The organism is Pseudaminobacter soli (ex Zhang et al. 2022), from assembly GCF_014595955.1.
GTDB lineage: Bacteria > Pseudomonadota > Alphaproteobacteria > Rhizobiales > Rhizobiaceae > Kumtagia > Kumtagia pseudosoli.
In genome coordinates, this window is the sequence record NZ_JABVCF010000024.1 from 13,177 (window position 1) to 38,149 (window position 24,973).

The following is a 24,973-nucleotide window of genomic DNA, read 5'->3' on the forward strand; positions in this document are numbered from 1 at the left end:
GCGTCTCCTAATTGGCTGGCCCAGTGCCAGAAAGATCGTCCGGCGATGGCGTGGCTGGGGGCAACGTTTCGTCCAACGCCAGCCGCATCGCAGCGATCTCTTGCTGCTGCGTAACGATGATTTCCTGTGCCATGCGCTTGAGCCGCTCATTGTGGCCGTAGCGCAATTCAGCCTGTGCCATCTCGATCGCGCCCTGATGGTGAGGCACCATCATTTCCACGAAGTCGCGATCGATATCGCCGGACGGCTGGACACTCATGCCGGTCATCATCTTCTCCATGGCGCCGGCGTTTTGTTGAAGAAACGGGTCCTCTTCGGCTGACGGCGAGCGTGAGGAAGACGAGCAGATTGCCGCTAGATAGTCAGCGAGCAAGCGTGGTTGTTCGGAGCATGCGGCGAGTGCTTCAGCGGCAGCGAAAAGAGCGGAGGCAATCAACGCCCGCCGGAGAAGAGAGGTTCGGCCTTTTGAGAGAAGCAGTCGTTGCCTGACCATGGAAACTTCCCGGCCGATCCGCCGCACAAATTCAGTGTGCTCGCATCAGCTCGTGCCTTTTGTCCGGAGGCAGGGGCCAGCCAATGCGCGCCTTCACTTGTGCGGGTCCGGCAGCTTCCCCGGGCCCGCACAATGCACAAGTCAAGCAGGCGCAGGCGATGGCGGCCTGCTGGCCGCGTTCACTTGCTCCCACTAATGAAGACAAGTATCTCCGGATTCACGATCTCCGGATGGGTCTGGCACAAGCCGTGCGGTAGGTCCTTGTAGGTCTTGAGCGAGCCGTTCTTCAGGAGCTTGACCGTCAGTGGGCCTGCGTCGGCATAGGGCACGATCTGGTCGTCCTCGCTGTGGATCACCAGCACCGGCACGTCGATCGCCTTCAGATCCTCGGTGAAGTCGGTCTCGGAGAAGGCCTTGATGCACTCATACCCGGCCTTGACGCTCCCCATCATGGCCTGCCGCCACCAGTTGCGGATCAGACCCTCCGACACCTTCGCGCCTGGCCGGTTGAAGCCGTAGAACGGGCCGCTCGGAACATCGAGATAAAATTGGGCGCGGTTGGCGGCAAGCGCGGTGCGGAACCCGTCGAATACCTCGATCGGCGTTCCGCCCGGATTGGAATCCTTCTTGACCATCACCGGAGGTACCGCGTCGATCAACACGGCCTTGGCCACGCGTCCGGGTTCGGCGCGCGCCACATAACGGGCGACCTCGCCGCCACCGGTCGAGTGACCGATATGGATCGCGCTCTTCAGGTCGAGCGCCGTGACCAGCTCGGCGACATCGGCTGCATAGGTGTCCATCTCGTTGCCGCCGTCGGTTTGGTCCGACCGCCCATGGCCCCGGCGGTCGTGGGCGATCACGCGAAATCCTTCCGCCAGGAAAAACATCAACTGGTTATCCCAGTCATCAGCACTCAAGGGCCAGCCATGGTGGAACATGATCGGCTGAGCGTCTCTAGGACCCCAATCCTTGTAGAAGATCCGGGTGCCGTCTTTGGTGGTAATGTATGCCATGGCATGTGATCCCTTGCCACGGAGCCGGCCGGCAGGACCGGCGCTGCTGTCTCGTGACACCTGCCCGCACTATGCGGCTGTTTTCAAATGCAGCAGCCACGCATATTCGACTTAGCACCGCGCCGATCCAGGGAAGCGGCTTTCGGCGCGGGTTTGGTGCGAGACACCGCTCCCTACGACAGAAAGAGATCGCGGTGTATGGTCAGGCCGTTTGGTCAGCAAGGCATGTACATGCCGCGTCCAGTGCCATCGTCATGTCCGCCCATCCAGGACAGTCGGCGCGGCAATGCGCCCGCCGTCGAAACTCTCGCACAGAAAATCATCCCGGTGGTTGATTCATGTCATTTCCAGTGGAGATGATTTCGCGCTTGCTCAACGGGCAGTCCCGTCTGCCTTCAGACAGGCAGGGCGATTTCCTACCAAGGAGAACGACCATGGCCAAAATGCTATCCGAAAGTCTGGCCGAGATGTCTGCCCATGCGAAACAAGCCGAAGACCACATTGCCGCTGCGCAAAAGGAAGCCCACGACAAAATTATCGCTCGAAGGGAGGAATCTCGCGCCACTGTGGAGGCGTCGATAGCGAAAGTGAATCAGGACATGCATGCTGTCGGCAGCACCCTCGCCGAAAAATGGAAGGCGGTGCAGGCGAAGATCAACGCGGACAAGGCGGCACTCAAGGCTGGGATTGCCGAACGAAAGCACGAGAGGGACGTCAAGCACGCCGAAAACCACGCCAAGGCCTTGGAAATGGAGGCTTCGCTGGCGGTCGACTATGCCGTCGCATCGATCGATCAAGCCGAACTGGCTGTTTACGACGCCATTGTTGCTCGCGCCGAGGCAGACAGAAAGAAGGCATCCTGAACGTCAGGATGATTGTCGCAATTATCTCGCGCCCGTGCTGGCAGTCCGCCTCTGAGGCGGGCTGCCTAGACAAGACTGCTTCAAAGCCAATGGCCTGTTCGCGAGGTCACTTCGCGTCGAGAAAAGAACGCACTAGGGCAAGCGTGGCCTGCGGATTCTCCTCCATGATCCAGTGGCCGGAGTCCGGGATCACACCCTCAGTGACATTGCTGGCGGCAAACCGCATCACCGTCGCCATCATCGGGCCGAATGACTTCTCTCCCCCTATCGCGAGCACCGGCATGTCGAGATTCCCGTTGGCGGCGATGAAGGCCTTGTTGTCCCGGGCGTCCTGATCGAATGCCGCGAACTGTGCGAAGCCGGCATGCATGGCGCCTGGCAGGGCATAGAGTTTGGCATAGTGCTCGCGCGAGGCCTCGGTGAAGCGGCTGGGCGTCGCGGAGAACTCATTCCAGAAGCGATCGAGATAAATGCGCTCGCGACCGGCGACCAGACGCTCCATGTCCGGGCCGCCGAAGCGGAAATGCCAGAGCAGTGGGTTCTTCAGCACCTCGTCCCAAGGGCCGATGCCAGGCAGCGGCGCATCGATCAGGACAAAGCGGTTTACTCGCTTGGGATGCTGAACGGCAAAGGCGTAGCCGACCATGTTGCCAATATCGTGCGTGACAAGGTCGGCGCGATCGATCTTGAGGGCATCCAGCACTCCCTCCACGTCGCCGGCCTGGGTCTTCTTGTCGTATCCGGTGGCTGGTTTGGACGACAGCCCAAGTCCGCGAAGATCGGGCACAATCACCGTATGATCACGCGCCAGATCTTCGGCCATCGGCGCCCACATGTCGCCAGTTTCGCCATAGCCGTGCAAAAGCACGACCGCTGGACCTGCGCCGCCGACGCGTACGTGGATTGTCGCACCGTTGGTCTCGATTTCGTGTGTTTGGAACGTCGCTGGGAATGGTTGCACCTGAGCCGCCGCCGAGGCCGCTGCCAGCACCCCGACGATGCCGATCAAGATCTTCAACATCGTGCATCTCCACCCTCGGGGTGGCGGTCGGGCCGATCGCCTCTTGTGACCCTGGGTCAGGAACAGATAGGCGCGCGAAGCGGCCGATACGACGCCGATAACTGAGCAATCGAAATGGGCCGGCAGCGAACTTTCTGCTTCCCGGCGAAAGGCCGGGGTGCGTCTCGTTCGAAAATGACCCTGAGCTGCCCGTCAATTTGCTGTGATGCACAACAGGTCTCGACCTCTAATGTGATAGCCTTCCTCGCCCGGAAGTCTCTCGTCAGGATGGAAGCTCCATGAGGCGGCGGGATTTGTCACTTCATCCAGCGTTCTTGGCGATGCGGCAGCCGCTTAGCCGCTCGCCGATCGCGCAGCAGGCCAGTCACCTTCCCCCGCTTTCCCTACTCGCAACGCCGACCAGGCGTGCCAGCCCACGGTGGCCGGCGGCAGAGGGGCCGATACCTCCGTGGGTACGGCGGTCAGCAGGAGGCAAACATGAGCTTGGACACTTCATACCCCGGTAGACCAGGATCCGACGAGTTGGTCCCGTCGCGCTACGCGCTGCGGGTCGGCGAGATTGACGTGCTGGTGGTCAGCGATGGGGTGCTATCGCTGCCAGGAGCGATGTTGGGCCACAACGCCGACCCGGCCGCGCGGGCGGCCTGGCTGGAGGACATGTTCCTGCCGCCGGACGTGCTCGAGTGGGCGCTGAACGTCGTCGTGGTGCGCAGCGGCAGCCGGACCATACTCATTGACGCTGGGCTCGGCGCGGACCCGGACTTGAACTTGCCGCGGGCGGGGCGCACGGTCCAGCGACTGGAGGCGGCGGGCATCGATCTCGCATCCGTGACCGACGTGGTGCTGACCCATCTGCACATGGACCATATTGGCGGGCTGCTCATCAACGGGGTGAGGGACCGGCTGCGTCCGGATCTGCGGATCCACCTGGCGGCCGCCGAGGCCAAGTTCTGGGAGAACCCTGATTTCTCTCGCGTCTCCATGCCGCCGGGATTCCCGGATGCGCTTCGGCGGGCGGCCAAGCGGTTCTTGAACGAGTACGACAGCCAGATGCGGCCTTTCGAGACGGACTACGAGGTGACCCCGGGAGTGCTCGTCCATCGCACCGGCGGCCACACCCCCGGGCACAGCGTGGTCCGCCTGGCGTCCGGCGGCGACCGGCTGACGTTCGCCGGCGACGCCGTGTTCCAGGTCGGGTTCGAGCACCCCGACTGGTACAACGGCTTCGAACACGACCCCGAGGAGGCGGCCCGCGTCCGAGTCCGTCTTTTGCGGGAGCTGGCGGCGAACCGCGAGTCGCTGGTGGCCACTCACCTGTCGTTTCCGTCCGTCTGCCATGTGGCGGTCGACGGCGATGTCTTTCGTTGGGTGCCGGGCCCCTGGGAGTACTGACCCGCTGGTCAGGTGAGGGTCGAACTAGACTTCAAGCGACATGAGTATTGCGTTGTCAGCCCGGCTGTTTCAGCGCGGCCGTGTCGACCGGCATTTTCCGTAGACGCTGGCCTGTCGCGGCGAAGATCGCGTTCGCTACTGCTGGCGTAATGGCCGAGGTGCCGACCTCACCCATGCCGCCCGGCGGCTCGGAATCCTGCACGATGTGCACCTCGATTTCTGGCGCCTCGTTCATCCTCAGGATGGGGTAGCTGTCCAAGTTGCTCTGCTGGACACGGCCGTCTTTCAGCGTGATCTCGCCGTGGAGCGCAGCGGTGATGCCGAAGATGACGGCGCTCTCCATCTGGGCGCGGACGATATCGGGATTGACGACGGTCCCGCAATCGACGGCGCAGACGACGCGCCGGACGCGCACGGCGCCGTCCTTCGCTACCTCCACCTCGGCAACCTGGGCCGCATAAGTCGCGAAGACGTGCTGCAGGGAAACGCCTCGGCCGATCCGTGGCGGCAGTTCCTGTCCCCAGCCGGCCTTCTCGGCGGCGAGAGCGAGCACCGCCTTGGCGCGCGGATTTTCTTCGAGAAGGGCCAGGCGGTAGGCGACCGGATCCTGCTTGGCGGCGGCCGCCAGTTCATCCATGAAGCTTTCGGTGACGAAGACGTTGTGCGACGGCCCGACGCTGCGCCAGAAGGCCGTGGGGATGCCGGGAGGCTCCACCTGCACATATTCCACCCGGAGATTGGGGAGGGCATAGACCAGATCGATCGCGCCCTCGGTGGTGTCCGGATCGAGACCGTCCTTGAAGCCCGGAGGAAGATATCTGGCGATGACCGAGGATCCGGCGAAGCGATGGTTCCAGGCGACCGGCCGGCCATTCGCATCGAGGCCCGCCGAGAGCCGGTCGTACCAATAGGGCCGGTACATGTCGTGCTGGATGTCTTCCTCGCGCGTCCAGACAACCTTGACCGGACCGTCCACCTGGCTTGCCATCTGGACGGCGCGAATGACGCCGTCGACCTCGAGGCGCCTTCCGAAGCCACCGCCGATGAGATGATTGTGGACCACGACGCTGTCGAGCGGCAGGCCGGCGGTGTTCGCCGCGGCCGCCTGGACCCGCGCCAGGGCCTGGCTGCCGACCCAGATTTCGCAGCCGTCCCGGCGCACATGCACCGTGCAGTTCATCGGCTCCATCGCGGCGTGCGCCAGGAAAGGAAGCTGATAGGTCGCCTCGACCTTCGTGGACGCGCCGGCCAAAGCTGCGTCCACGTCGCCGATATTCTGCGCCACCGGACCTGGATGAAGCGTCGCCTGTTCGAGCGGAGCGACGATCCCGTCCATGCCGAGCGAGGCATGCGGGCCGTCGTCCCATTCGATCTTCAGGGCCTCGAGCCCCTTCTTCGCCGCCCCCATGTGATCCCCAACCACGGCGACGGCATCGTCCAGCCGCACGATCTGGCGCACGCCGTTGACGGCCCTGGCGGCCGCATCGTCCACGCTCTTCACTCTGCCGCCGAACACCGGTGATTGCGCCAGCGTCGCGATTTTTACGCCCGGCGGCCGGGCATCGATCCCGTACACCGCGGTGCCGTTCACCTTTCCAGAAAGGTCCAGGCGCCTGGCCGGCGTGCCGATCAGCGTGAACGCCTCGGGCCGCTTGAGCTCGACATGGTCGGGTACAGGCACGCCCGCGGCGTCGGCGGCCAATTCGCCATAGGTGGCCCACCTTCCGCTTGGCACGTGAAGCACCTCGGCGTTCTGCGCGCGGCACGAAGCAGGATCGACGCTCCAGCGCTTTGCGGCCGCGGCAATCAACATGGTCCTGGCGGTCGCGCCCGCCTCTCGCAGCGGCTGCCACGACGCACGCACCGCGTTCGAATTGCCGGTCGCCTGCTCCCCGCCGAGCAAGGGATTGCCATAGAGCTTGGCGTTGGGAGGCGCGTGCTCCAGCCGGATTTGATCGAGCGCGACCTCGAGTTCCTCCGCAATTAGCATGGGGATGGCCGTGTAGGTGCCCTGCCCCATCTCGACATAGGGCATGGTGAGGACGATTGATCCGTCAGTGCCAATGCGAATGAAGGCGTTGGGTGCGAACGCCTCCACGCCAGCCGCTTCTGCTTCATCTTGGACCAATGCCAAACTGAGACCGAGCAACAGGCCCCCGCCGGCGGCCGCTCCGACCTGAAGAAATCGGCGCCGTGATATCCCGGACATCAATCCGGCTGCTTCCGGATTGACGGAGCGCGAATTGAAGTGAGCGAGGGCCATTGCCATCCTCCATGATTGATCGCCGAACGCGGCCGCTTGGTCCTAAGCAAGGAAGCGCACCAGTTCCGTGTTGATCTCCTCCGCGCGGGTCCACGGCATGCCGTGCGACCCCCCTGCAATCTCGATGTACCTTACGTCCTTGATCATCTCGGCTTGACGCCTGGCGGTCGCCGCCACCGGCAGGATGCGGTCGTCGTCGCCGTGTATGATCATGGTCGGGATATTGTTGCGGGCGATGTCGTTGCGGAAGTCCTCGAGCCAGGCATCGACGCAGGCCAAGGTGCCGATCGGCGACGCGCCGACCGCAACGTTCCAGTTGGCCGCGATCACGCGATCGCTTACCCGTTTTCCGTCTTCTCCGCCGACACTGTAGAAGTTCTTCAGGAAATCCGTCATCGCGGCGGGGCGATCCGCCCTGATGCCGGCGCGGATCCCGTCGAAGACGCTCCCGTCGACGCCGTCCGGATTGTCGGCTGTCTTGAGCAGGTAGGGGCCGAGCGTGCCGATCAGCACGACCTTGCGGAGCCGCTCAGTGCCATATTTGCCGATGTATCGCGTGATCTCGCCAGTGCCCATCGAGTGGCCGACCAGCGAGACGTCGGTAAGATTCAAGGTGCGCAGCAAGGTGTCCAGATCGGCCGCGAAGGTGTCGTAGTTGTAGCCGACGCCCGTCTTGCTCGACCGGCCGAAACCGCGGCGGTCATAGGCGATCACGCGATGGCCGGCGGAAAGAAGAGCCGGGGTCTCTTTCTCCCATGCGTCGCCATTCAAGGGCCAGCCATGGATGAGCACGACCGGCGCACCCGAGCCGTGGTCCTGATAATAGATCTCGATCGGCTTCGAGTTTTCCTGCCCGACTTCGATGGTGCGCATGGGCCTACTTTCCCTGTTGTTTGCTGCGCGCGCGGCGGTCGGCAGCAGTGGAGCGGCAAATCCCAGAGCGGCAAGCGTGAGACTGTCGCGCCGGGAGATGCCGGCGCCTGTCGAACGTGACTGGTCCGTATCGGCCGCTTTGAACGACGCCTTTCGACGGAAGAACATGGTCAGCCTCCTGGTGCCTTCAGCTACGAGATTTGCCTGATCGCCTTGCGGATGCGGCCGTAGGTCCCGCAGCGGCAGATGTTTCCGGACATCGCCTCGTCGACGTCCGCGTCGGTGGGATGCGGGTTGCCCGCCAGAAGTGCGGCCGCCGACATAATCTGGCCGGACTGGCAGTAGCCGCATTGCGGCACCTGGGCATCAAGCCACGCCTGCTGGATGCGGGCGCCGACGGGCGTGCCGCCTATCCCCTCGATCGTCGTCACGTCCGAACTGCCGACCGCCTCGATCGGGGTCACGCAGGAGCGCGTGGCGACGCCGTCGATGTGAACCGTGCAGGCGCCGCAGAGCGCCATGCCACAGCCGAATTTCGTGCCGGTAAGCCCCAGCACGTCGCGCAGGACCCACAGCAGCGGCGTGTCACCGTCGACATCGACGCTTTTGGTCTGTCCATTGATTTTCACGGTGAAAGCCATGGCGCTCTCCTTGATCCGGCCTAAGTGGCTGGAATGTCGGTCAACCCATCCTGGCAGCATTGATGACGGCCTCGGCGAAGGCCTGAGGCGCTTCCTGCGGCAGGTTGTGGCCGATGCCGCCCGTGAGCTGCCGATGCTCGTATTTTCCGGTGAACTTCTTGGCGTAGGTGCCTGGATCTGGATGGGGCGCGCCGTTGGCGTCGCCTTCCAGCGTGATGGTGGGCACCGAGATGTCCGGGAAAGCAGCGAGCCGCCTTTCCAATTCGTCATATCGCGGCGAGCCCTCGGCCAAGCCCAGCCGCCAGCGATAGTTATGGATCACGATGTCGACATGGTCGGGATTGTCGAACGCCGCCGCGCTGCGATCGAACGTGGCATCGTCAAAATTCCACTTCGGCGAGGCCAGTTGCCAGATGAGGCGCGCGAAATCCCGCGTATAGTTTGCATAGCCCGCACGGCCGCGGTCGGTGGCGAAGTAATACTGGTACCACCACTGATACTCGACCTTCGGAGGCAGTGGCATCTTGCCGGCCTCCTGGCTGCCGATGAGATAGCCGCTCACCGAGACCATCGCTTTGCAGCGCTCCGGCCACAACGCCGCGAAAATGTTGGCCGCTCGCGCGCCCCAATCGAAGCCGGCGAGCGTTGCCTTTTCGATATTAATTGCTCCCATCAGCGCAAGGAGGTCGACGGCGAGCGCCGCTTGCTGGCCATTGCGCATCACGTCGTCCGACAGGAAGCGCGTCGTGCCGTAGCCGCGCAGATAGGGGACGATCACGCGAAAGCCGGCTGACGCCAGCAGCGGGGCGACGTCGACGAAACTGTGGATGTCGTAAGGCCAGCCGTGCAGGAGGATGACGGGCGGACCATCGGCTGGACCGGACTCGGCATAACCGACATTGAGCACGCCGGCGTCGACCTGCTTCAGCGGCCCGAAGGATGCGCCGGAACCGGGCATGGCCGGCGGAGCGGGCTGCACAGGGGCTACTTGGGCATCGGCGGATGTCATTCTCCCGAGCTGTACGGCCGCGATAGTCGCTGCAGCATGACCGAAGAAGCGGCGCCGGGGGCGATCGATCGCTTCGGTAGTCTGCGTCGTGTCCATTGCGGTCCTTTCAGCCTCTGCGGACGCGTGGGATCAGCCAACGTGAAGGCGAACACTTCTACGCCTGGGTCGAGAAACTCGATTTCGAAGTCGCGGTCGGCGATGGGCGACGGCTGACGGATCAGCTGGTAAAGGCGCTGCTCGCCTGCAGTGCCGATGCCCTGTTCGTCGACGTCTGTTCCGTGCGCCGGCCCCGGTGGCTTCCCGTCGATCAGCACGCGAAATCGAACGGCGGCTCCCGGTGCTGCCGGGCCCATGACGAGATTGAGATCGCGTGCGTGGAAGCGGTAGGCGATCTTCCCGTCAGGCTTGTTCAGGCGACCGGCGTCCTTCCTCACCGTCCAGTCGCCGGACAGGCCCCATTCGTTCAGCCGCAGGTGTGAAGGCAGGTCGTAGATGGCCGCCTTGTCCATCATCGTTCCGCCGGCTGAGGCAAAATTCTCGGCCTTCTCGTATCCGACGTAGTTCTCCGGGGACATCAGGTCGCGCCAGTCGGCGGCTACTTCCGGGCCTTTGGGGTCCACCATCACCGGAGCCCGGTCGAAGCCATCGGCCCCGGCCTCCTTCAGCAACGCCTGCATGACCATTTCGGATTGCTCGTACGCGCCCTCACCGAGGTAGCTGTGCCGCAGACGGCCTTCGGCATCGATGAAGTAGAGCGCCGGCCAGGCCTCGTTGTCGAACCCGTTCCATACAAGCTGGTCGCTGTCGACGGCGACCGGATAGTCGATGCGCATCTCCTTAACGGCCGTCCGCACATTGTCGGGTTTCTTCTCGAACTCGAATTCCGGCGAATGCACGCCGATGACCACCAGCCCCTTGTCCCTATACTTGTCGGCCCAGGCCCGGACGTATGGGAGCGTCCGGCGCCAGTTGACGCAGGTCAGGGTCCAGAAATCGACCAGCACGACCTTGCCGCGCAGATCAGATGCGGTCAGGGGCGGCGAGTTGATCCACGCGTTGGCCCGATCGAGGGAAGTCAGTTCCGACTGGCTGTCACCGGGGTTGCCGAACAGTCCGTGCAGGAACGGCACTCGAAGCCAGGTGGGCGGCGGCGGCTGCGGAGCCTCGGTCTCGGCCGCGTGGCTCGCAATCGGAGCGCTGATCGCGGCAGCGAGCGTCACGGCGAGAAGGAGGTTGTTTAGGTCCATCGAGAAACCCCTTCTGCTAACGAGGTGCTGCGCCCGTGCGGAAGCCCGGCGGTTGAGCGGATCGCTCAGTGCAGCGGGCGGAAGGCCGTCCGGATCTCCTCCGTGAACAGCTGCGGCTGCTCCCAGGCCGCGAAGTGTCCGCCTTTGTCGACCTGGTTGTAGTAGAGGAGTCCGGGATATGCCCGCTCCGTCCAGCTTCGCGGCGCCTCATATTGCTCGCCAGGAAAGACGCTCACGGCCACCGGGATGGTGATACCTTTAGCGTTAAAGAAGCCGCCCTTGTATTCCCAATAGAGACGGGAGGCAGAGACACCCGTATTTGTCAGCCAGTAAAGCGTGATGTTATCGAGGATCTCATCGCGCGTCAGTTCGCCCGTGGCGCTCGTGGTCCGGTTCAGAGCCGCGGCGACCGCGGCCGCCGGCTGGCCGTCAGCATCGTTGTGGTCGAGAAGCCAGGCGGCGAGGCCCACGGGTGAGTCCGCAATGCCGTATAAGGTTTGCGGACGCGCTGCCATGTACCTGGCATAGTCAACTTGCTTGAAAGTTCTGACCAGTTGTTCATAGGCGCGCTGTTCGTCAGCCGACAGACCCGATGGCATCGGGCCGCCGGTTTGGAGAGCCTTGTCGACGTCAGCTGGGACCGTGGCCGGCATGTTAGTATGGATGGCGAGCAACCCCGCGGGCGCCTGCAAGCCCATCTGGTCGACGACAAAAGCCCCCCAGTCGCCACCCTGGGCGACGTAGCGGGTGTAGCCGAGGCGCTTCATCAATTCCGCCCAAGCTCGACCGATGCGCTCGGGCCCCCAGCCAGTGGTGGTCGGCTTTCCTGAAAACCCGTAGCCAGGCATCGACGGAATGACCAGATCGAACGCGTCCGACGCGGCTGCGCCATGTGCGGTCGGATTGGTAAGTGGATCGACGATCTTCAACTGCTCGATCACCGAGCCAGGCCACCCATGCGTGACGATGAGCGGCAGCGCATTGTGATGGTTCGAGCGAACGTGGATGAAATGAATGGGTAGCCCGTCGATCTCGGTGATGAACTGCGGCAGCGCGTTCAGTTTCGCCTCGGCCTTGCGCCAGTCGTAATCGGTGCCCCAATAGCGCGCCAGCTGCTGCATCGTGGCAAGCTGGACGCCTTGCGACGTGTCCTTCACGGTTTCCCGCTCAGGCCAGCGGGTGGCGGCAACGCGGCGGCGAAGATCGATGAGGGCCTCTTCTGGGAAGCTGACGGTGAACGGTTGGATCGAATTCTCTGCAGTTGCGGAACATCCCGCCCCGGCCATCAGACTGGCGGCTCCGGCACCGGCGGCCGCGGCGAGCACCTCGCGCCGCGTGGGTGTAAGGGAGATGGAGATCATGACGTGCTCCTTTCCTGGCGCATCTCCCTCTCACGCAAGCATGGTCCCAAGGCGATTGAGCCCCGTACGGAGCACCGGTTCAGGCGCTTATCGGCTCACGTTTCGGATGGTTCCTTGCACTTCGAAGCCCGGTCAAACGGTATCGCCGACAGCATTCCTGACCCTGCCGCAGGGTGTCTGCGGCCGTTCTCGAATGCAGCAGCCAGGAATATTCGAACCAGCGCCGGGCCGCCCCAGGGAAGCGGCCTGCCGCGCGGGTTTGGTGCGAGACACCGCTCGCTACGGCAGAAAAGAGGCCGGGGCGTATGGTCAGCAAGTAGGCCGTTTGGTCAGCAAGGCATGTACATGCCGCGTCCGGTACCATCGTCATGTCCACCCATCCAGCACAGGCGGCGCGGCATGGCCCTGCTGGCTGCATCGCGTCGGGCCTGGGCTGAATGTGGTGGTCTCAGTCCATATGTGCCGTTGATGCCACCGCCGCGATAGACCCTGTAAGGACCTCCCTGCCCTTGATTTTGTACCTGGATGACGACCGCCTGTCCGTCTTGCGGGTCCGAGTACCCGCTCCATGGTGCAGCAATGCCGCTGCCTGCAAATGCCGCGAGCACGCCTAGCGCGAAGACGCCGATGCGTGTGAAATTCGATGATTGCGTTGTCATGATGAATCTCCAGTAGCAGGTGAAACCTGCCAGTCCTGGACGCCCCCGCCAGCGCGACACTATCGCATCAAATCTACATTCGGCCTTGATCCATATCAGTGACAAGAGGGATATCCCGCTGACGAATTCCTGAGCTTGGGATTTGTCCATCGAACTCCGCTCGCCCCCCACGGAAATGCCCAAAAGCGCATAATTGAGCATGCCGACTCGGGTCGAGCTTTCAGTTCAGATTGCGGAGGTGATGCAGAGAACAGCGCCTGGCCGGCGTAGGGCAACGGGCGCGCCGGCCGATTCACTACCGGAGCCGAGAAGCAAACCAGGGTCCGGCGAGACGACGATGGCCTCCATGGCTGACATGGGCGGAGCTGTCGTTCGCCGGGTGTGGCAAGAACGACTGGAATGGGTCATGGCGCGCCTTCAGCGCCGTTGGCGGACCCCTTGAAGGGATTCAGCCCAGCCCTGCGCGCGACAGGCGTCGCCTCGACCGGCTCTCGCGGAATGTCGTGTGGCTAAAACTGGTGATTGACAACCACCCGGCGCAAAGCGCACTTGGCCTGTCGCGGTAGGGACGACGGTTGCCCGTCGCCCCCCGCACAGATCCCGGCGTGCGGCACTACCGCACCGGGCTCCTGCCTTGGGTATTGACGCGGAACCGCACGTCTGGGAGCGGATGCCGGAGGCGAGCGGGTGGGAGCCAACGATCTGTCAGCCGCTTCATCCCGGCCCAGTTCAGCGTGCGCGTTTGGCTTCTTCGCCTCAGCGTGCGGAACCAGTACCAGGCGACGTGCCTGTAGAATGAGTTGACGGCCCGGTTGTTGGTGGGAACGGCAAAGTAGTTGAGCCAGCCGTTCACGACCCGCTTCAAATAGGCTCCTTGCTCATGGATCGCCATGTGCATCATCCGCCTGAGCGCGTCCCTGACCTCTCGCAGCTTGGCCCCAAGCCGCTCCCGCATGGTGTGCCGACGCAGGATAAACTTCCCCCTCCTGTTCACCCCGCAGATGTGCGTGAAGCCCAAGAAGTTAAAGGTCTCTGGCCGGCGACCCTGGTCGCGGCACCACTTGAGGACAAAGCGCCCGAACGCGATCGTCCGGGTCTTGTCGGGATGCAGTTGCAGCCCGAACTGCTCCAGCCTGAGCGCGAGGTCGGCCAGGAACTGGCGCGCATCGCGCTCGAACATGAAGCCCACCACCGTGTCGTCGGCATAGCGCACCACGATCATGTCGCCGTGGGCGTTCCGCCTCCGCCACTGATGGACCCAGAGGTCATAGACATAGTGCAGGTAGATGTTGGCCAGGAGCGGCGAGATCACCGCCCCCTGAGGCGTGCCTTGCTCAGTCGCGAGCAGGCGACCGTCTTCGAGCACGCCGGCCTTGAGCCACTTGCCAATCAGGCGCAGGAGACGCCTGTCCGCCACCCGGTGCTCCAAGAACCGCATCAGCCACTCGTGGCTCATACTGTCGAAGAACGACCGGATGTCGGCATCCACGATCCAGCGCACCTTCTTCTCCGTGATCCCGGCCGCGAGCGCGTCCAGCGCATCGTGCTGGCTGCGTCCAGGCCTGAACCCGTAAGAGAAGCCGAGGAAGTCCGTCTCGTATATGGCGCTCAGCACCTCCCCCACCGCACGCTGGACGATCTTGTCTTCCAACGCGGTGATGCCCAGCGGCCGCTTGCGGCCGTCGGGCTTGGGGATGAACTGCCGCCGCGACGGCTTCGCTCGGTAGCCACCCCTTTGCACGCGCTGATGCAGGTCATGGAGATTGTTCTCCAAGTCTGCCTCGTAGACGGCCCATGTCACGCCATCGACGCCCGGCGCCGCAGCCTTCTTCAACTGAAGGGCCGAAAAACGCAGAAGATCGACACTGACATGGTGCAGGAGGGCCGTGAACCGGACTCGTTTATCCCGCCTTGCGGCGTCACGTATGCGCTCCAGTGCGGGTGACACGCTTTCCCAGCTCTGTGTCTGGCGCGTGCCGCTCTGGTGCGCATTCCCCTTGGCCCCGCCCCTTCCCTCCATTGCCTCCGCGGCAGCAGATGCTGCGTTGTTCAGCAACTTCGCAGGTACTATGGGCTGGTCCGACTTCCCCTGAACGTTCATCATCGGGTTGCGGGTGCGCCCTTTCCGATGCGGACCGCCGCCCCAACCAAGGCGGTGGTCGTCCAAGGGACCTCCCGGTTCCCGCGCAGGTGCCTTCCGGACGTGCAAGAGGTCTCAGACCGCGCGGGGCCAACATGGTGCTCGCCATGACGCGCCATGCTGTGTTGCCTTCCGCCTTTCTCCACGGCGTCGGCACCCCGGATGTTCAACTTTACGCGGCTCAATGCTCTGCCCGCCCTTTCCCCTGTCAACGCTTCGCCGACACCCTTGCGGATGCCGACGCATGACTCGGGGCCATCGTGACTGGCTTGGTCTTCGAAGTGCAGAACTTGCATCTGCTGACACCTGCCGGTTTCGCCGGCGCACGGAGAAGGTTGGAACCCGGTGTCCTCCCCTCTACCAGCGGTCTTTACGAAAACTTCGGCGAACCAAAGTCGCTAGCCCTGTGAAGTCATCGAGCCTGCCAGCCGTGCAACCAACCACAACCGCGAACTGTGGATGATGTACTGCGGGCCATTGGCAAGTTTCGGCTCGTCGGCCATCCGACAGTGCGACCGCGCAAGCCGCAAGTACGAGCTGCTGTCAAACAGGATCAGCGACTTTGCGGTGGCGCGGCGGCAGACGGTCCAATGATTGAGCTTGCCGGACAGGCACGCGACAACGGCTTGGCCGGCCGTTGCCGCTTCGATCGCCCGCATCACCTGTCGCAGGGTCGGTTTGGTATGCGGCGGGATCAGCCTGCCAATCGAAATCGCCACCCCATGCGTGTCGCGCATGTATTCGACAGCAGCGTGCGCTGCCTTGTGGAACGACTTCGTTGTAAGCCCGCAGCCGACGCCCCGCACCGCGCCGATCTCGTCATCGACCGTGCACAGCAGTTCGTAGAACAACTCCTCCCAGTCGGAGCGGCGGTAGCGCCTTTCCTCCTCGCCCAGAGCGACCCGAATGGCGTTGATGATGGCGTAGAGGCCGCAGAGCCCATCGAGCTGGCCCTGCTTAAATGGCTGGATTTCCGGTGTCATCGTGGGAGGCCTCCTGTGGTCGAGGCGGATGCAGCGGTACATGTCCACAGCCGTCCCACAGTGGGCAGTCAGTCAACTGGCACGCCCCATCATCGTTGATGCGCCGCCCGTTGCATCGGGCGAGTTCACGCGATGCGCAGAAGCGCCAAACGGCATGCTCGAGCCGGCGCGGCGAGACGATGGATCCTTCGATCGCGCTGACGCGCGCGGCGAGGTCGCGGATCACCAACTCGCAGCCGCTCAGCCCGAAGCACCGCGTTCCGTATGCATGCGCTGCCCCATAGGCCGACAGGATTCCTGTCCGATGCAGGTGATTGTGCACGAGGCTGTCGACCGCCACCATCGACGCCGCGACGGCCCGCCAGTGACGACGGTCGTCACTGGTGGCAGCCATGATCCAGGCGAGCATCATGCTGGCGAGCTTTCGCGAAACACCGCGAACGGCAACAAGCAGCGCAATCAGCGCTTCGCGGCTTATGGTGGTCGGGTCTGGCTCGCATTCGCTCACCGCCAGCACCTGATCGATGAAGGCGACAAGGTCGCCGCCGCAGCGATCGCGAATGAGCAGGTACAGCGAAAAAGCCTGCTCATTCAATATCCCTTTGCGAAGCGGCAGGGCGGCGACGGGACAGGCGGGAAGTGCCGCGGGGTTGCCGCAGGTTTTGCGCGCCTTCTGATAGCGGCAGCCGACGAAGGTCTCGAAACCCTGAAGCTTCGGGCAAAGATCCCTGCCCTGCTCCAAAGATCTGGCGATGGCGGGCCAGTCGGCGGTGCCATGCTCCTCCATAAAGCGCTGAGCAGTAGCATCGGTGATGCCCTGATAGCTGAAGCCGGCCACCAGCACCGCATAGAGGGCAGCGGTGTCGTGCGCATCGATGGCGCGCCTGAGGTCTTCGTCAGCCTCCGCGTCGGACGATGGCTCGTCCAGGACCAAGCCATGACCGCTCGCCGCCTCGACGAGCGACAGCAGCCGAGCAGCAAAGCCAGCAGCCTCGTCGACCGTCGTGACCATCAGCGAACCTTTCATTACTCGTCGGCGCGCATGATAATCAGCACGCGACGGGTGACTTCTGGGTTGGACGGATCGGGTGAGTGAAACTGCCGTTGAAGATCGTAGTAGTCGATCTTCCAGATGATGCGCACGTTCTCGACCGTCATGACGGCGCAGTCGTGCTCGCCATAGGGGTCGTTGTCCGCGTTGAAGGCAGTGAACGTGGCGACGGCCGTGGCAATCCTGCTGAGCGTCGACGGCCCAAGCGCGGCGATGCCAGGGGTGATGACGACAACGCCGCCGCGATGATGAATGCGAAGCTGGTCGTTGAGGTCGCGAATCTTGCAGCGAAGTTCGTCGCCGGCCATGCCCGGGCTCGCGTCCGCCTGATCGGGAGGTTGTGATGGTTGCTTGCGCGCCATGTGGGCTTCTCCATTCTATTGTTCATGTTTTGTTCTACAACAAACGAACAAGCCGCCGCTGCGCCTCCGCATCTCCCTCGATGTACCCTTGGGTGGTTCGCAGTGAGCGATGGCCCGCCAGTTGCTGAACGTCGCGCAACGAGCCGCCGGCCTTGTGCACCAGGCGCGCCGCGCGCGTGATGAAGGTCCGCCGTCCCGAGTGCGACGAGCACCCGTCGAGCCCACAGCCGCGGTACCAGCGGGCGAACAGGTTGACGATGACTTTGGCGCTCATCCGGTTGCCGCGCTCGGACACGATCACCGGACCCATACGCTTGGCGGCCGCGAGTTGCGCGAGCGCGGCACGCAGCTCCGGATGGATCGGTAGGCGTCGACCGCTTCCCCGCTTTGCCGCCCAGCCCGGCAGTTCGAGCAGGTCGGCGATGGCGCGCCGCGCCGTCACAACCATGCTCCAGTCCAGCGCCGCGATCTCGCTAGCGCGTAAGCCGGCGCGGCTGCTCAACAGCACGATCGCGCGGTTTCGCATTGGCCGGCGGCCGCGGGCGACAAACGCCAGTAGCAGCCGCAACTCGGCTGGAAGCAAGATCTTGGCCGGTTGTCCGCGCAGTGTCGGCTCGCTTCAGTTGGGGAGCCTTCACCTACGAAGTTGTCCCAAGCGGCGCTGGTGAGCGCTCGCCACACATTTGTGGACGCTTTATGATAGCATCAATGCAGTGAGATAACAACTCTAGATTGTATAGCTTTGCGGAGCGCCTCGCACTCGACGGGCAGATCAACAAGCGTGCTGTGCAGCAATCGCACAGCAGACGACGCACGAGCATGAACTCATGGCTCAATGTGCTGGCCACCAGTTGTTGGTAACCCTCGAGCCGTCAGTTCTTTTCACCTCGACTGACTTCACACGCATCCTGGGGGTTAGAGTCACGGTAACGGTAGCTGACCTGAAGCCGACCCATTTCCACATGTCTCGAATGGCCGCTCCGCGCCTGATGTCGGCCGTAGAAGGTAGCTTTGCCTTTCCATGGAAGCAGACATTCCCGGCCGCCACGCTGGAGTTTGTGATCGCGCCATTCTTCAGCGTAGCGCCGAATGTCCAAAGGGGGCCGATGGCGTTGAAGAAGTCGACTCGTGGCGGTAGCTCTGTCGGCTTCCGATTGCGGACGAGCGGAGGCCCTGGGCCTCACGTCGGCCTCGGCACCGGTAAGCGTGTTGCCGAAATTCGCGTCATGTTGTCGGTAGAGTGTAGAGGAGAGCCCATCCCAACTCGACATTCCCGAGTTCAGTCCGCCGCAGCACCCCGGCCGCGTGAACGCTTCCTCGGTAGATCAATCATTCTGGCTTCCAAGCATCTGCGAAATCCGTTTCGCGCTCTCTTTGACGAGGGTGACGACCTTGGCAATGTCGAACTCTGGCGATGCCCATTCGGCAAATGCCGTACTCAGGGCGGCGACCGTCCGCCCCGAGGCGTCACGGATCGGAGCGCCGACCGACACGACGCCCGGTATGTTCTCGCCGGCAATCATCGCATGGCCCTGCCGCCGGACCTCCCTGATCTGCTCGATCAACACGGCGGGGTCGGTGCAGGTCCTGGGTGTCACCTGCTCGAGCGGCTCTCCCGTGAGCAGTTTCTCGACGTCATCGTCGGGAAGCCCGGCGAGCAGGACCTTTCCGAGCGCGGTGCTGTGCAGATAGGTCTCGCTTCCAGGCACGCTGCGGATGACGATCGGTCCCTCGCTTTGGGTCGAGAGGATGTAGATCGCACGCGAGCCGCGCTGCACTCCGAGATAGCCGTTGAGCAGGTATTTCGACGCCAGCATGTCGAGTTCGGGCTTGGCCACCGAAATCAAGCGATCCTTCTTCGTCAGGCTCCAGCCGAGACCGAAAGCCCGGTACCCGATCGAATAGCGGCGCGTGTCCGGATCCTGCGCGACGAAGTGGTTCTGCGCCAGCGTGTTGATGAGCCGCTGGACGATCGTGGCGTTTGCGTCGAGCTGCCGGGCGATCTCCCTGACGCCCATCGGCGCAGCGGCCTTGTCGAGGATCATCAGGATGTCCAGCCCCCTTTGAAGGGACTGGCTGCTTCCCGTGGACTTTGCGCGTGGTTCCATGAGACCAGATCCGGTTGTCGAGGAGTCTCAGGCGGGAACGACGCGCAGAGACCGATCGATCGTTGAAAAGAGTTCGAAGCCGTTGTCGGCGAGGAGCCCCGTGTCCTCGACCATCATGCCGCCCCAGCCCGGCTCGTAATACGGGGTCTCCAGGCAGAATGTGCTGCCCGCCTGAAGAATGTCCGAGCTTTCCGGCATGATCACGGGCGCCTCATACACTGCCATGCCGATGGCGTGCCCGATGTGCTGGCGGCGATATGGCCGGAATCCCTTTGCCTCAACTGCCGTGACCCCGATGTCGAAAACGTCGCGGGCGCGCACGCCCGGCTTCATCGCGTCGATCGTGACGTCGAGCCCCTCGAGCAGCGCGGCGTAGCGCTCCGCCTGAAGCTTGGTGGGCTCGCCGATGACGGCCGTGCGGGCCATGTCGGATTTGTAGCCGTAATAGCTGCATCCGACATCGAAGCGCAGCAGGTCGCCCGCCGCCAGGGGCCGTTCCGTGCTCATCGCGTCTGCCAGCGCGCTGCGTAGGCCGCCGACGACCGTGACGTTGCGCGGCAGGCCGCCGCCGAGCGACATGTGCGAAGCGACCACGGAAGCTATCGCCTTGTCGGTGACGCCCACGGCCGCGGCGGCGATGCCGGCCTCGATGGCGCGCTCGGTGATGAGGGTCGTGTAGCGGAGGAGTTCGACCTCCAGCGGCAGCTTGCGAGAACGCAAGGCGAGCATCCAGGGCGTGACGTCAGCCACCGGCCCGAAGTTTGCCGCGAGGGCGTCCAACGCTCCCTTCGTGAGATATGCCTGCTCCGCCAGCACGCTTTTCGCCTTCACTCGGCCCAGCGCCTCCTTGATCGCATCGTCGAAGGACCCGTGCCGCGTCTCGGTGTGCGACGACGGCGTGTCGCCGCTGAAGAAGAATTTTCCGAACGTGTGAATCCTGTCCGGCGCGAGGCCCGCATCGATGGCCGGTGCAAAGTCCGCCGCCGGAGCGACCAGCATCACGTCGTCCAGCGTGACGAGCGCGGCATAGCTGTAGCGCCGGTTGATCGTCGCGCCCATGCTCTCGTAGCCGGTGGCATAGAGCACGTTCTCCGGGCTCGCGACGACGAGCAGGTCGAGATCGTCGGCCGCCATCTGGCGGCGGGTTCGGTCGAGCCTCTCTCCAGCGAGCGTTGCGATCTGAGCGGCCAAAGCGGCGCCGGTTTGTAGCATGCGTGCGGTTCCCACATCGAATGTTTCTGGCTCGCGCCGTAAGGCGACGCGGCATTGACAACAGATTTGGGTCGTCAATACAATAGAAAATCGAAACACTGTTGCGATAATAGGAACAGAGGGAACGACATGAATCGACGCGGTTTCCTGCTCTCGAGCTTCGGTGTCGCCGGCACGGGCATCCTCGGCCTGCCGCGGTTCTCCTATGCGCAAGCCTATCCCGCGCGTCCGACAACTATTATCGTTCCGTTCGCTGCTGGCGGCGCCGGCGACCTCAGCGGGCGGGTGATCGCCGACTTCGCCAGCAACCAGAAAGGAGACCCTACTGCCGTCGATTTCCGCCCCGGCGCCGGCGCCACGATCGGCACGGCCCAGGTCGCGGAATCGACAGCCGATGGGACCACGCTCGGCCTCTATTCGGTCAGCCCGTTTGGCACGACGCCGCATCTTCAGAAGGTGTCGTACGACCCGCTGACCAGCTTCACCTACGTGGCGGCGCACGTCTTCGTGCCGATCGCCTTCTACGTGAAGGCGGACAGTCCGTTCGCGACCTGGGACGATGCCGTGAAGTTCGCGGTCGACAATCCCGGCAAGTTCAGGTGGGGCACTGCCGCGGTCCGCGGCGCCGCCCACCTTGCGACTGAAGCAGCCTTCCGTCGGGCCAAGGCACAGGCCACCTTCGTGCCCTTCAAGGGCGGTTCCGAGGCCATGACCGCACTGCTCGGCGGCCACATCGAGGCTTCCGTGTCGTCGGACTACGGGCCGCAGCTCGACGCCGGCCAGGTGCGACTTCTCGCCTCCACCGGAACCGAGAAGATCGCGGCCTTCCCTGACCTACCGACGTTTGGCGAAATGGGGCAGCCGATCGCCGTGGAAGCGACCTACGGGCTAGTCGGGCCGGCCGGCCTTCCCGCCGAAGTCGTCACCTACTGGAACGACGCGGTGAAGGAACTGCAGGCCGCGCCCGAGTTCGCCGATTACCTCAAGGTGGTGAAGGGTGGGCAACTCTACTGGAACAGCGAGGAGTTCACCGAACGCGCCAAGGAGGCCTATACAAACCTCGGCCAGGCCATCAAGGAACTGGGACTCTAACGGCGTGGCAGGCGCCGTCTCACTGATCGTCGCGGCCACCGCCGCGATGATCTATTCCTTGCTTCACTACAGCATCTGGTCCTTCGGCATGCCGGGGTCCGGGCTCATGCCGGTGATCGCATGTGCCATGATTGTGGTCGCCTGTCTGTGGACCATTCTTGCACGGGACACCGGCGAGAGAGCGAGGTTCGCGTCGCCACCACTCGCCTATTGTGTCGGCTTCGTCGCGATCCTTGCACTGACCTCCGTCATCGGCCTGCTGCCGGCTCTGGCGATCGTGGCCGCCGCGATCCTTCGCTTCGAAGGGATGTCGTTGCCGCGCTCGATCCTCATCGCCGTGGCGGTAGCGTTGGGAAGCTGGCTCCTGTTCGAGCGGACGCTGATGGTGCCGCTTCCGGGCGGAGCGATCTGGGGTAGCTGATGGACATTCTCGGTGATCTCGCTCAGGGTTTCGCACAGGCGGCCACGCCCTGGAACCTGCTGGTCGCGCTTGCGGGCTGCATCGTCGGCACCGCCGTCGGTGTCCTGCCTGGCTTGGGTCCGACCGCCACGATCAGCTTGCTGCTGCCGATCTCGGTCTATCTCGACAAGACCAGCGCCATCATCCTGCTTTCCGGCATCTATTACGGCGCGATGTATGGCGGCTCGATCACGTCGATTCTGGTGAAGATCCCGGGTGAGGCGGCAAGCGTCATCACTTGCATCGACGGCTACCAGATGGCACGGCGGGGACGCGCCGGGGCGGCACTCGCCATCGCCGCGTTCGGCAGTTTCTTCGCCGGTATCGTCGCCACCGTCGGCATCGCCATCATCGGGCCCGGCGTGGCCGAGTTCGCGCTCGCCTTCGGCCCGATCGAGAAGACGTCCTTGCTGATCCTCGGCTTCACGCTCGTGCTCGGCGTGGGGGAGGGGTCGCGCATCAAGTCCGTCGCCATGATCGGGCTCGGCCTGCTTCTCGCCACCGTCGGTGTCGATCTCGTCTCGGGCGACGAACGCTTCGTGTTCGACATCGCGCCGCTGCGCGACGGCTTCAACATCGCCATCCTGGCGATGGGTCTGTTCGGCATCAGCGAGGTGCTGCTGATGGCCGAGGACCGGGACCAAGGCACGAAGGCCGTCCAGTCCCCCACACGGCTCAAGGAGTTGCTCCCGAACCGGACTGAGATCGGCGAATCCGCCGCTCCGGTGGTGCGCGGCAGCGTACTGGGCTTCTTCCTCGGGCTGCTGCCGGGCGGCGGCGGAATGATCGCGAGCTTCGCCAGCTATATGCTGGAGCGCCGGATCTCGAAAACGCCCGAGGCCTTCGGCAAGGGCGCTGTTGCGGGCGTCGCCGGTCCGGAGGCGGCGAACAACGCGGGGGCGCAGGCAAGCTTCGTCCCCTTGCTCTGCCTGGGCATTCCAGCCAACGCGACGATCGGCGTCATAATGGGTGCGCTGCTCATGGCAGGCGTGACGCCCGGTCCACGGCTGATCGTCGACCACCCCGAGATGTTCTGGGGCGTGATCGCGAGCATGTTCGTGGGCAATGCGATCCTCGTCGTGCTCAACGTACCTCTTGTCGGCCTGTTCGTCTCCCTCCTGCGCGTGCCGCGCGCGGTGATGTCCATCCTGATCCTCTTCTTCTGCGTGATCGGCGCCTACAGCCTCAACAACAGCATGTTCGATGTGGCGGCCATGCTGGCCTTCGGCGTGATCGGCTACGGTCTTCGCAAGACCGGCTTCGACGTAGCGCCGCTGCTCCTCGCCTTCGTGCTTGGCCGGCTGTTCGAGGAGAGCCTGATGCAGGGCCTGATCATCGGACATGGCCAACTGGCTGCGTTCCTGCTCAGCCCGCTCAGCGCCGTCTTCGTGGCCGCCGCCCTGCTGATCGTGCTTATGCCGGCGGTGATGCGCCTGCGCGGAACCCCGATCTCCCTTTCCAAGAACACCGAATGAGCCATGCAAGCGATCAACAACCATCTGGCCGGTTTCCGATGCATCCGGTGCGGGGCGCTCCATCCCGTGGCCGACTACCCGGAGGGATGTCCGGATTGTTCGGCTGACAAGCACCCCGCCAGCGTCGTGCCGGTGTATGACGACGCGGTTCCGCCGGCGTTTGGCGGCGGAACCGGCCGCGGCATGCAGCGCTTTGCCCACAAGCTGCCCTACGTCTCGTTCCCAAGCCTGGGTGAAGGCGACACGCCGCTCGTCGAACTGCCCGGCCTTGCCGATGAGCTTGGGCTCCAGCGGCTCTCGATCAAGCTCGAGAGCGCCAATCCCACCGGCTCGCACAAGGACCGGATGAGCGCGCAGTTCGTGGCGCGGGCGAAGGATCGCGGCGGACCCGGCGTCATTGCCGCGTCGAGCGGCAATGCCGGTGCCTCGCTGTCGGCGTACGCAGCCGCTGCGGGCCTGCCTTGCATCATCGTTACCACGCCAGCCGTCAGCCCGCCGTGGCGGCGCGCTATCGAAATGGCCGGCGCAGAGATCATCTATACGGAAAACAGCCTGGAACGCTGGGCGATCGTGCGGCGCAAGGTGCGTGAGCAGGGTTATGCGTCGGCCACCAACTACCTCGATCCGCCGGTGGGGAGCGACCCCTATGGCGTCGACGGCTACAAGACACTTGGCTACGAACTGGCCGAGGATGAAGCGACAGCCGAAGTTGACGCGATATTCGTGCCGACGGCACGCGGCGATCTCCTCTGGGGCATCTATCGCGGCCTGGCCGAGGCAGTCGCCGAAGGCAAGCGATCCAGCCTGCCACGCCTGATCGCGGTAGAACCGTTTCCTCGGCTGAAGGAGGTCCTCGCGGGACAGGACCTTCGCTCGCACTTTCCCGGAAAATCGCTGCTCGTCTCCATCGGCGGCGCGACGGTCACCTACCAATCGTACGTGGCAGTCACGGAGAGCCTGGGCATGGCGGTTTCCGCCCCGCAGGACCAGGCGCTGGCCGACCAGCAGAGGCTCGCGCGCCATGGCCTCTACCTCGAGCTTTCGGCCGCAGCGTCGCTGACGGGCTTGCGGCAGGCGATCCAGCAGCCAGGCGAGGCGATCCGCAGCGCCGTTCTAATCGGCACCTCGCACGGCTACAAGGAGAGTGCCTAGCAGGCCGCGAGGGGTGTGCCAGGCGGCGCCGAGATCACCTGGAACTAGACGCAGCCATTCTCTGAAGGTCCGCTCCTGACAATCCTGGGTTCGAAGCTGC

At 63.9% G+C, this 24,973-nt stretch carries 23 protein-coding genes; 6 read left to right on the plus strand and 17 right to left on the minus strand.

From position 1 onward, the window contains the following. Nucleotides 1-7 precede the first annotated feature (7 nt). Both HUI96_RS27590 and HUI96_RS27595 read right to left on the minus strand, forming a co-directional pair. On the minus strand, nt 8-493 hold the full coding sequence (locus tag HUI96_RS27590) for a DUF305 domain-containing protein (RefSeq protein WP_188257915.1): 486 nt from the start codon (nt 491-493) through the stop codon (nt 8-10). A 179-nt stretch (nt 494-672) separates the two neighbouring features. Beyond that, on the minus strand, nt 673-1,509 hold the full coding sequence (locus HUI96_RS27595; protein ID WP_188257916.1) for an alpha/beta fold hydrolase: 837 nt from the start codon (nt 1,507-1,509) through the stop codon (nt 673-675). A gap of 434 nt (nt 1,510-1,943) precedes the next feature. On the opposite strand from HUI96_RS27595, the gene HUI96_RS27600 reads away from it, so the two are divergent. Further along, nucleotides 1,944-2,372: a hypothetical protein gene (locus HUI96_RS27600; RefSeq protein ID WP_188257917.1), complete on the plus strand. Its 429-nt coding sequence runs from the start codon at nt 1,944-1,946 to the stop codon at nt 2,370-2,372. Between the two features lie 106 nt (nt 2,373-2,478). On the opposite strand, the gene HUI96_RS27605 is transcribed toward HUI96_RS27600, so the two are convergent. Next, nucleotides 2,479-3,393: an alpha/beta fold hydrolase gene (locus HUI96_RS27605; RefSeq protein ID WP_188257918.1), complete on the minus strand. Its 915-nt coding sequence runs from the start codon at nt 3,391-3,393 to the stop codon at nt 2,479-2,481. Nucleotides 3,394-3,870: 477 nt separating this feature from the next. Between HUI96_RS27605 and HUI96_RS27610 the strand changes: the two genes are divergently transcribed. Then, nucleotides 3,871-4,785 (plus strand): MBL fold metallo-hydrolase, encoded by a 915-nt coding sequence (locus HUI96_RS27610; protein ID WP_188257919.1) that lies wholly within the window; start codon nt 3,871-3,873, stop codon nt 4,783-4,785. Nucleotides 4,786-4,840: 55 nt separating this feature from the next. On the opposite strand, the gene HUI96_RS27615 is transcribed toward HUI96_RS27610, so the two are convergent. The 14 genes from HUI96_RS27615 to HUI96_RS27680 all read right to left on the minus strand — a co-directional run bounded on the left by HUI96_RS27615 (nt 4,841) and on the right by HUI96_RS27680 (nt 20,694). Continuing rightward, a complete protein-coding gene (locus HUI96_RS27615; RefSeq protein ID WP_425299316.1) occupies nt 4,841-6,994 on the minus strand; it encodes a molybdopterin cofactor-binding domain-containing protein in 2,154 nt (717 codons plus the stop codon). Nucleotides 6,995-7,090: 96 nt separating this feature from the next. Continuing rightward, a complete protein-coding gene (locus tag HUI96_RS27620) occupies nt 7,091-8,089 on the minus strand; it encodes an alpha/beta fold hydrolase (RefSeq protein ID WP_210320351.1) in 999 nt (332 codons plus the stop codon). Nucleotides 8,090-8,112: 23 nt separating this feature from the next. Continuing rightward, on the minus strand, nt 8,113-8,562 hold the full coding sequence (locus HUI96_RS27625; protein ID WP_188257921.1) for a (2Fe-2S)-binding protein: 450 nt from the start codon (nt 8,560-8,562) through the stop codon (nt 8,113-8,115). A gap of 40 nt (nt 8,563-8,602) precedes the next feature. After that, entirely contained in the window at nt 8,603-9,667 is a 1,065-nt protein-coding gene (locus HUI96_RS27630; protein WP_188257922.1) for an alpha/beta fold hydrolase, read from the minus strand. Then, nucleotides 9,568-10,818 (minus strand): redoxin domain-containing protein, encoded by a 1,251-nt coding sequence (locus HUI96_RS27635; RefSeq protein ID WP_188257923.1) that lies wholly within the window; start codon nt 10,816-10,818, stop codon nt 9,568-9,570. Before HUI96_RS27635 ends, HUI96_RS27630 begins: the two co-directional genes overlap by 100 nt. 65 nt (nt 10,819-10,883) lie before the next feature. After that, nucleotides 10,884-12,179 carry an epoxide hydrolase family protein gene (locus tag HUI96_RS27640; protein ID WP_188257924.1) on the minus strand — a complete coding sequence of 432 codons (1,296 nt, stop codon included), beginning with the start codon at nt 12,177-12,179 and terminating at the stop codon, nt 10,884-10,886. A 329-nt stretch (nt 12,180-12,508) separates the two neighbouring features. Next, nucleotides 12,509-13,039, minus strand: a complete 531-nt coding sequence (locus HUI96_RS27645) for a hypothetical protein (RefSeq protein ID WP_188257925.1) — start codon at nt 13,037-13,039, stop codon at nt 12,509-12,511. 412 nt (nt 13,040-13,451) lie between these two features. Further along, nucleotides 13,452-15,005, minus strand: a complete 1,554-nt coding sequence (gene ltrA / locus HUI96_RS27650; RefSeq protein ID WP_425299315.1) for a group II intron reverse transcriptase/maturase — start codon at nt 15,003-15,005, stop codon at nt 13,452-13,454. A 371-nt stretch (nt 15,006-15,376) separates the two neighbouring features. Continuing rightward, nucleotides 15,377-15,961, minus strand: a complete 585-nt coding sequence (locus HUI96_RS27655) for a hypothetical protein (protein WP_188257926.1) — start codon at nt 15,959-15,961, stop codon at nt 15,377-15,379. After that, the gene (locus tag HUI96_RS27660; RefSeq protein ID WP_210320352.1) at nt 15,936-16,988 is read right to left on the minus strand and encodes a hypothetical protein; all 1,053 of its coding nucleotides are present in this window, start codon (nt 16,986-16,988) and stop codon (nt 15,936-15,938) included. The genes HUI96_RS27655 and HUI96_RS27660 overlap by 26 nt, the downstream gene beginning before the upstream one ends. Then, nucleotides 16,988-17,374: a DUF3768 domain-containing protein gene (locus tag HUI96_RS27665; RefSeq protein ID WP_237684427.1), complete on the minus strand. Its 387-nt coding sequence runs from the start codon at nt 17,372-17,374 to the stop codon at nt 16,988-16,990. Before HUI96_RS27665 ends, HUI96_RS27660 begins: the two co-directional genes overlap by 1 nt. Before the next feature lie 34 nt (nt 17,375-17,408). After that, a complete protein-coding gene (locus HUI96_RS27670; RefSeq protein ID WP_273033229.1) occupies nt 17,409-17,957 on the minus strand; it encodes a tyrosine-type recombinase/integrase in 549 nt (182 codons plus the stop codon). 742 nt (nt 17,958-18,699) lie between these two features. Continuing rightward, complete coding sequence (locus HUI96_RS27675) at nt 18,700-19,482, minus strand: IclR family transcriptional regulator (protein WP_188257928.1); 783 nt, start codon at nt 19,480-19,482, stop codon at nt 18,700-18,702. 27 nt (nt 19,483-19,509) lie between these two features. Further along, a complete protein-coding gene (locus HUI96_RS27680; protein WP_188257929.1) occupies nt 19,510-20,694 on the minus strand; it encodes a M24 family metallopeptidase in 1,185 nt (394 codons plus the stop codon). A 129-nt stretch (nt 20,695-20,823) separates the two neighbouring features. Between HUI96_RS27680 and HUI96_RS27685 the strand changes: the two genes are divergently transcribed. Genes HUI96_RS27685 through HUI96_RS27700 form a run of 4 tightly spaced genes read left to right on the plus strand, consistent with a single transcriptional unit; the run spans nt 20,824 to nt 24,873 of the window. Then, the gene (locus HUI96_RS27685) at nt 20,824-21,786 is read left to right on the plus strand and encodes a tripartite tricarboxylate transporter substrate binding protein (RefSeq protein WP_188257930.1); all 963 of its coding nucleotides are present in this window, start codon (nt 20,824-20,826) and stop codon (nt 21,784-21,786) included. A 4-nt stretch (nt 21,787-21,790) separates the two neighbouring features. Next, nucleotides 21,791-22,207, plus strand: a complete 417-nt coding sequence (locus HUI96_RS27690) for a tripartite tricarboxylate transporter TctB family protein (RefSeq protein ID WP_188257931.1) — start codon at nt 21,791-21,793, stop codon at nt 22,205-22,207. After that, nucleotides 22,207-23,721: a tripartite tricarboxylate transporter permease gene (locus tag HUI96_RS27695; protein ID WP_188257932.1), complete on the plus strand. Its 1,515-nt coding sequence runs from the start codon at nt 22,207-22,209 to the stop codon at nt 23,719-23,721. The genes HUI96_RS27690 and HUI96_RS27695 overlap by 1 nt, the downstream gene beginning before the upstream one ends. A gap of 3 nt (nt 23,722-23,724) precedes the next feature. Next, nucleotides 23,725-24,873, plus strand: a complete 1,149-nt coding sequence (locus tag HUI96_RS27700; RefSeq protein ID WP_188257933.1) for a threonine synthase — start codon at nt 23,725-23,727, stop codon at nt 24,871-24,873. Nucleotides 24,874-24,973 lie beyond the last annotated feature (100 nt).

What these genes read in the sequence shown, in the direction of transcription:
- HUI96_RS27685 (WP_188257930.1), top strand. Translation starts at nt 20,824, where the DNA reads ATGAATCGACGCGGTTTCCTGCTCTCGAGCTTCGGTGTCGCCGGCACG.
- HUI96_RS27645 (WP_188257925.1), bottom strand. Translation starts at nt 13,039, where the DNA reads ATGCTCAATTATGCGCTTTTGGGCATTTCCGTGGGGGGCGAGCGGAGT.
- HUI96_RS27595 (WP_188257916.1), bottom strand. Translation starts at nt 1,509, where the DNA reads ATGGCATACATTACCACCAAAGACGGCACCCGGATCTTCTACAAGGAT.
- HUI96_RS27625 (WP_188257921.1), bottom strand. Translation starts at nt 8,562, where the DNA reads ATGGCTTTCACCGTGAAAATCAATGGACAGACCAAAAGCGTCGATGTC.
- HUI96_RS27665 (WP_237684427.1), bottom strand. Translation starts at nt 17,374, where the DNA reads ATGGCGCGCAAGCAACCATCACAACCTCCCGATCAGGCGGACGCGAGC.
- HUI96_RS27610 (WP_188257919.1), top strand. Translation starts at nt 3,871, where the DNA reads ATGAGCTTGGACACTTCATACCCCGGTAGACCAGGATCCGACGAGTTG.
- HUI96_RS27605 (WP_188257918.1), bottom strand. Translation starts at nt 3,393, where the DNA reads ATGTTGAAGATCTTGATCGGCATCGTCGGGGTGCTGGCAGCGGCCTCG.
- HUI96_RS27590 (WP_188257915.1), bottom strand. Translation starts at nt 493, where the DNA reads ATGGTCAGGCAACGACTGCTTCTCTCAAAAGGCCGAACCTCTCTTCTC.
- HUI96_RS27600 (WP_188257917.1), top strand. Translation starts at nt 1,944, where the DNA reads ATGGCCAAAATGCTATCCGAAAGTCTGGCCGAGATGTCTGCCCATGCG.
- HUI96_RS27635 (WP_188257923.1), bottom strand. Translation starts at nt 10,818, where the DNA reads ATGGACCTAAACAACCTCCTTCTCGCCGTGACGCTCGCTGCCGCGATC.
- HUI96_RS27680 (WP_188257929.1), bottom strand. Translation starts at nt 20,694, where the DNA reads ATGCTACAAACCGGCGCCGCTTTGGCCGCTCAGATCGCAACGCTCGCT.
- HUI96_RS27655 (WP_188257926.1), bottom strand. Translation starts at nt 15,961, where the DNA reads ATGACACCGGAAATCCAGCCATTTAAGCAGGGCCAGCTCGATGGGCTC.
- HUI96_RS27620 (WP_210320351.1), bottom strand. Translation starts at nt 8,089, where the DNA reads ATGTTCTTCCGTCGAAAGGCGTCGTTCAAAGCGGCCGATACGGACCAG.
- HUI96_RS27675 (WP_188257928.1), bottom strand. Translation starts at nt 19,482, where the DNA reads ATGGAACCACGCGCAAAGTCCACGGGAAGCAGCCAGTCCCTTCAAAGG.
- HUI96_RS27700 (WP_188257933.1), top strand. Translation starts at nt 23,725, where the DNA reads ATGCAAGCGATCAACAACCATCTGGCCGGTTTCCGATGCATCCGGTGC.
- HUI96_RS27695 (WP_188257932.1), top strand. Translation starts at nt 22,207, where the DNA reads ATGGACATTCTCGGTGATCTCGCTCAGGGTTTCGCACAGGCGGCCACG.
- HUI96_RS27660 (WP_210320352.1), bottom strand. Translation starts at nt 16,988, where the DNA reads ATGAAAGGTTCGCTGATGGTCACGACGGTCGACGAGGCTGCTGGCTTT.
- HUI96_RS27630 (WP_188257922.1), bottom strand. Translation starts at nt 9,667, where the DNA reads ATGGACACGACGCAGACTACCGAAGCGATCGATCGCCCCCGGCGCCGC.
- HUI96_RS27615 (WP_425299316.1), bottom strand. Translation starts at nt 6,994, where the DNA reads ATGTCCGGGATATCACGGCGCCGATTTCTTCAGGTCGGAGCGGCCGCC.
- HUI96_RS27640 (WP_188257924.1), bottom strand. Translation starts at nt 12,179, where the DNA reads ATGATCTCCATCTCCCTTACACCCACGCGGCGCGAGGTGCTCGCCGCG.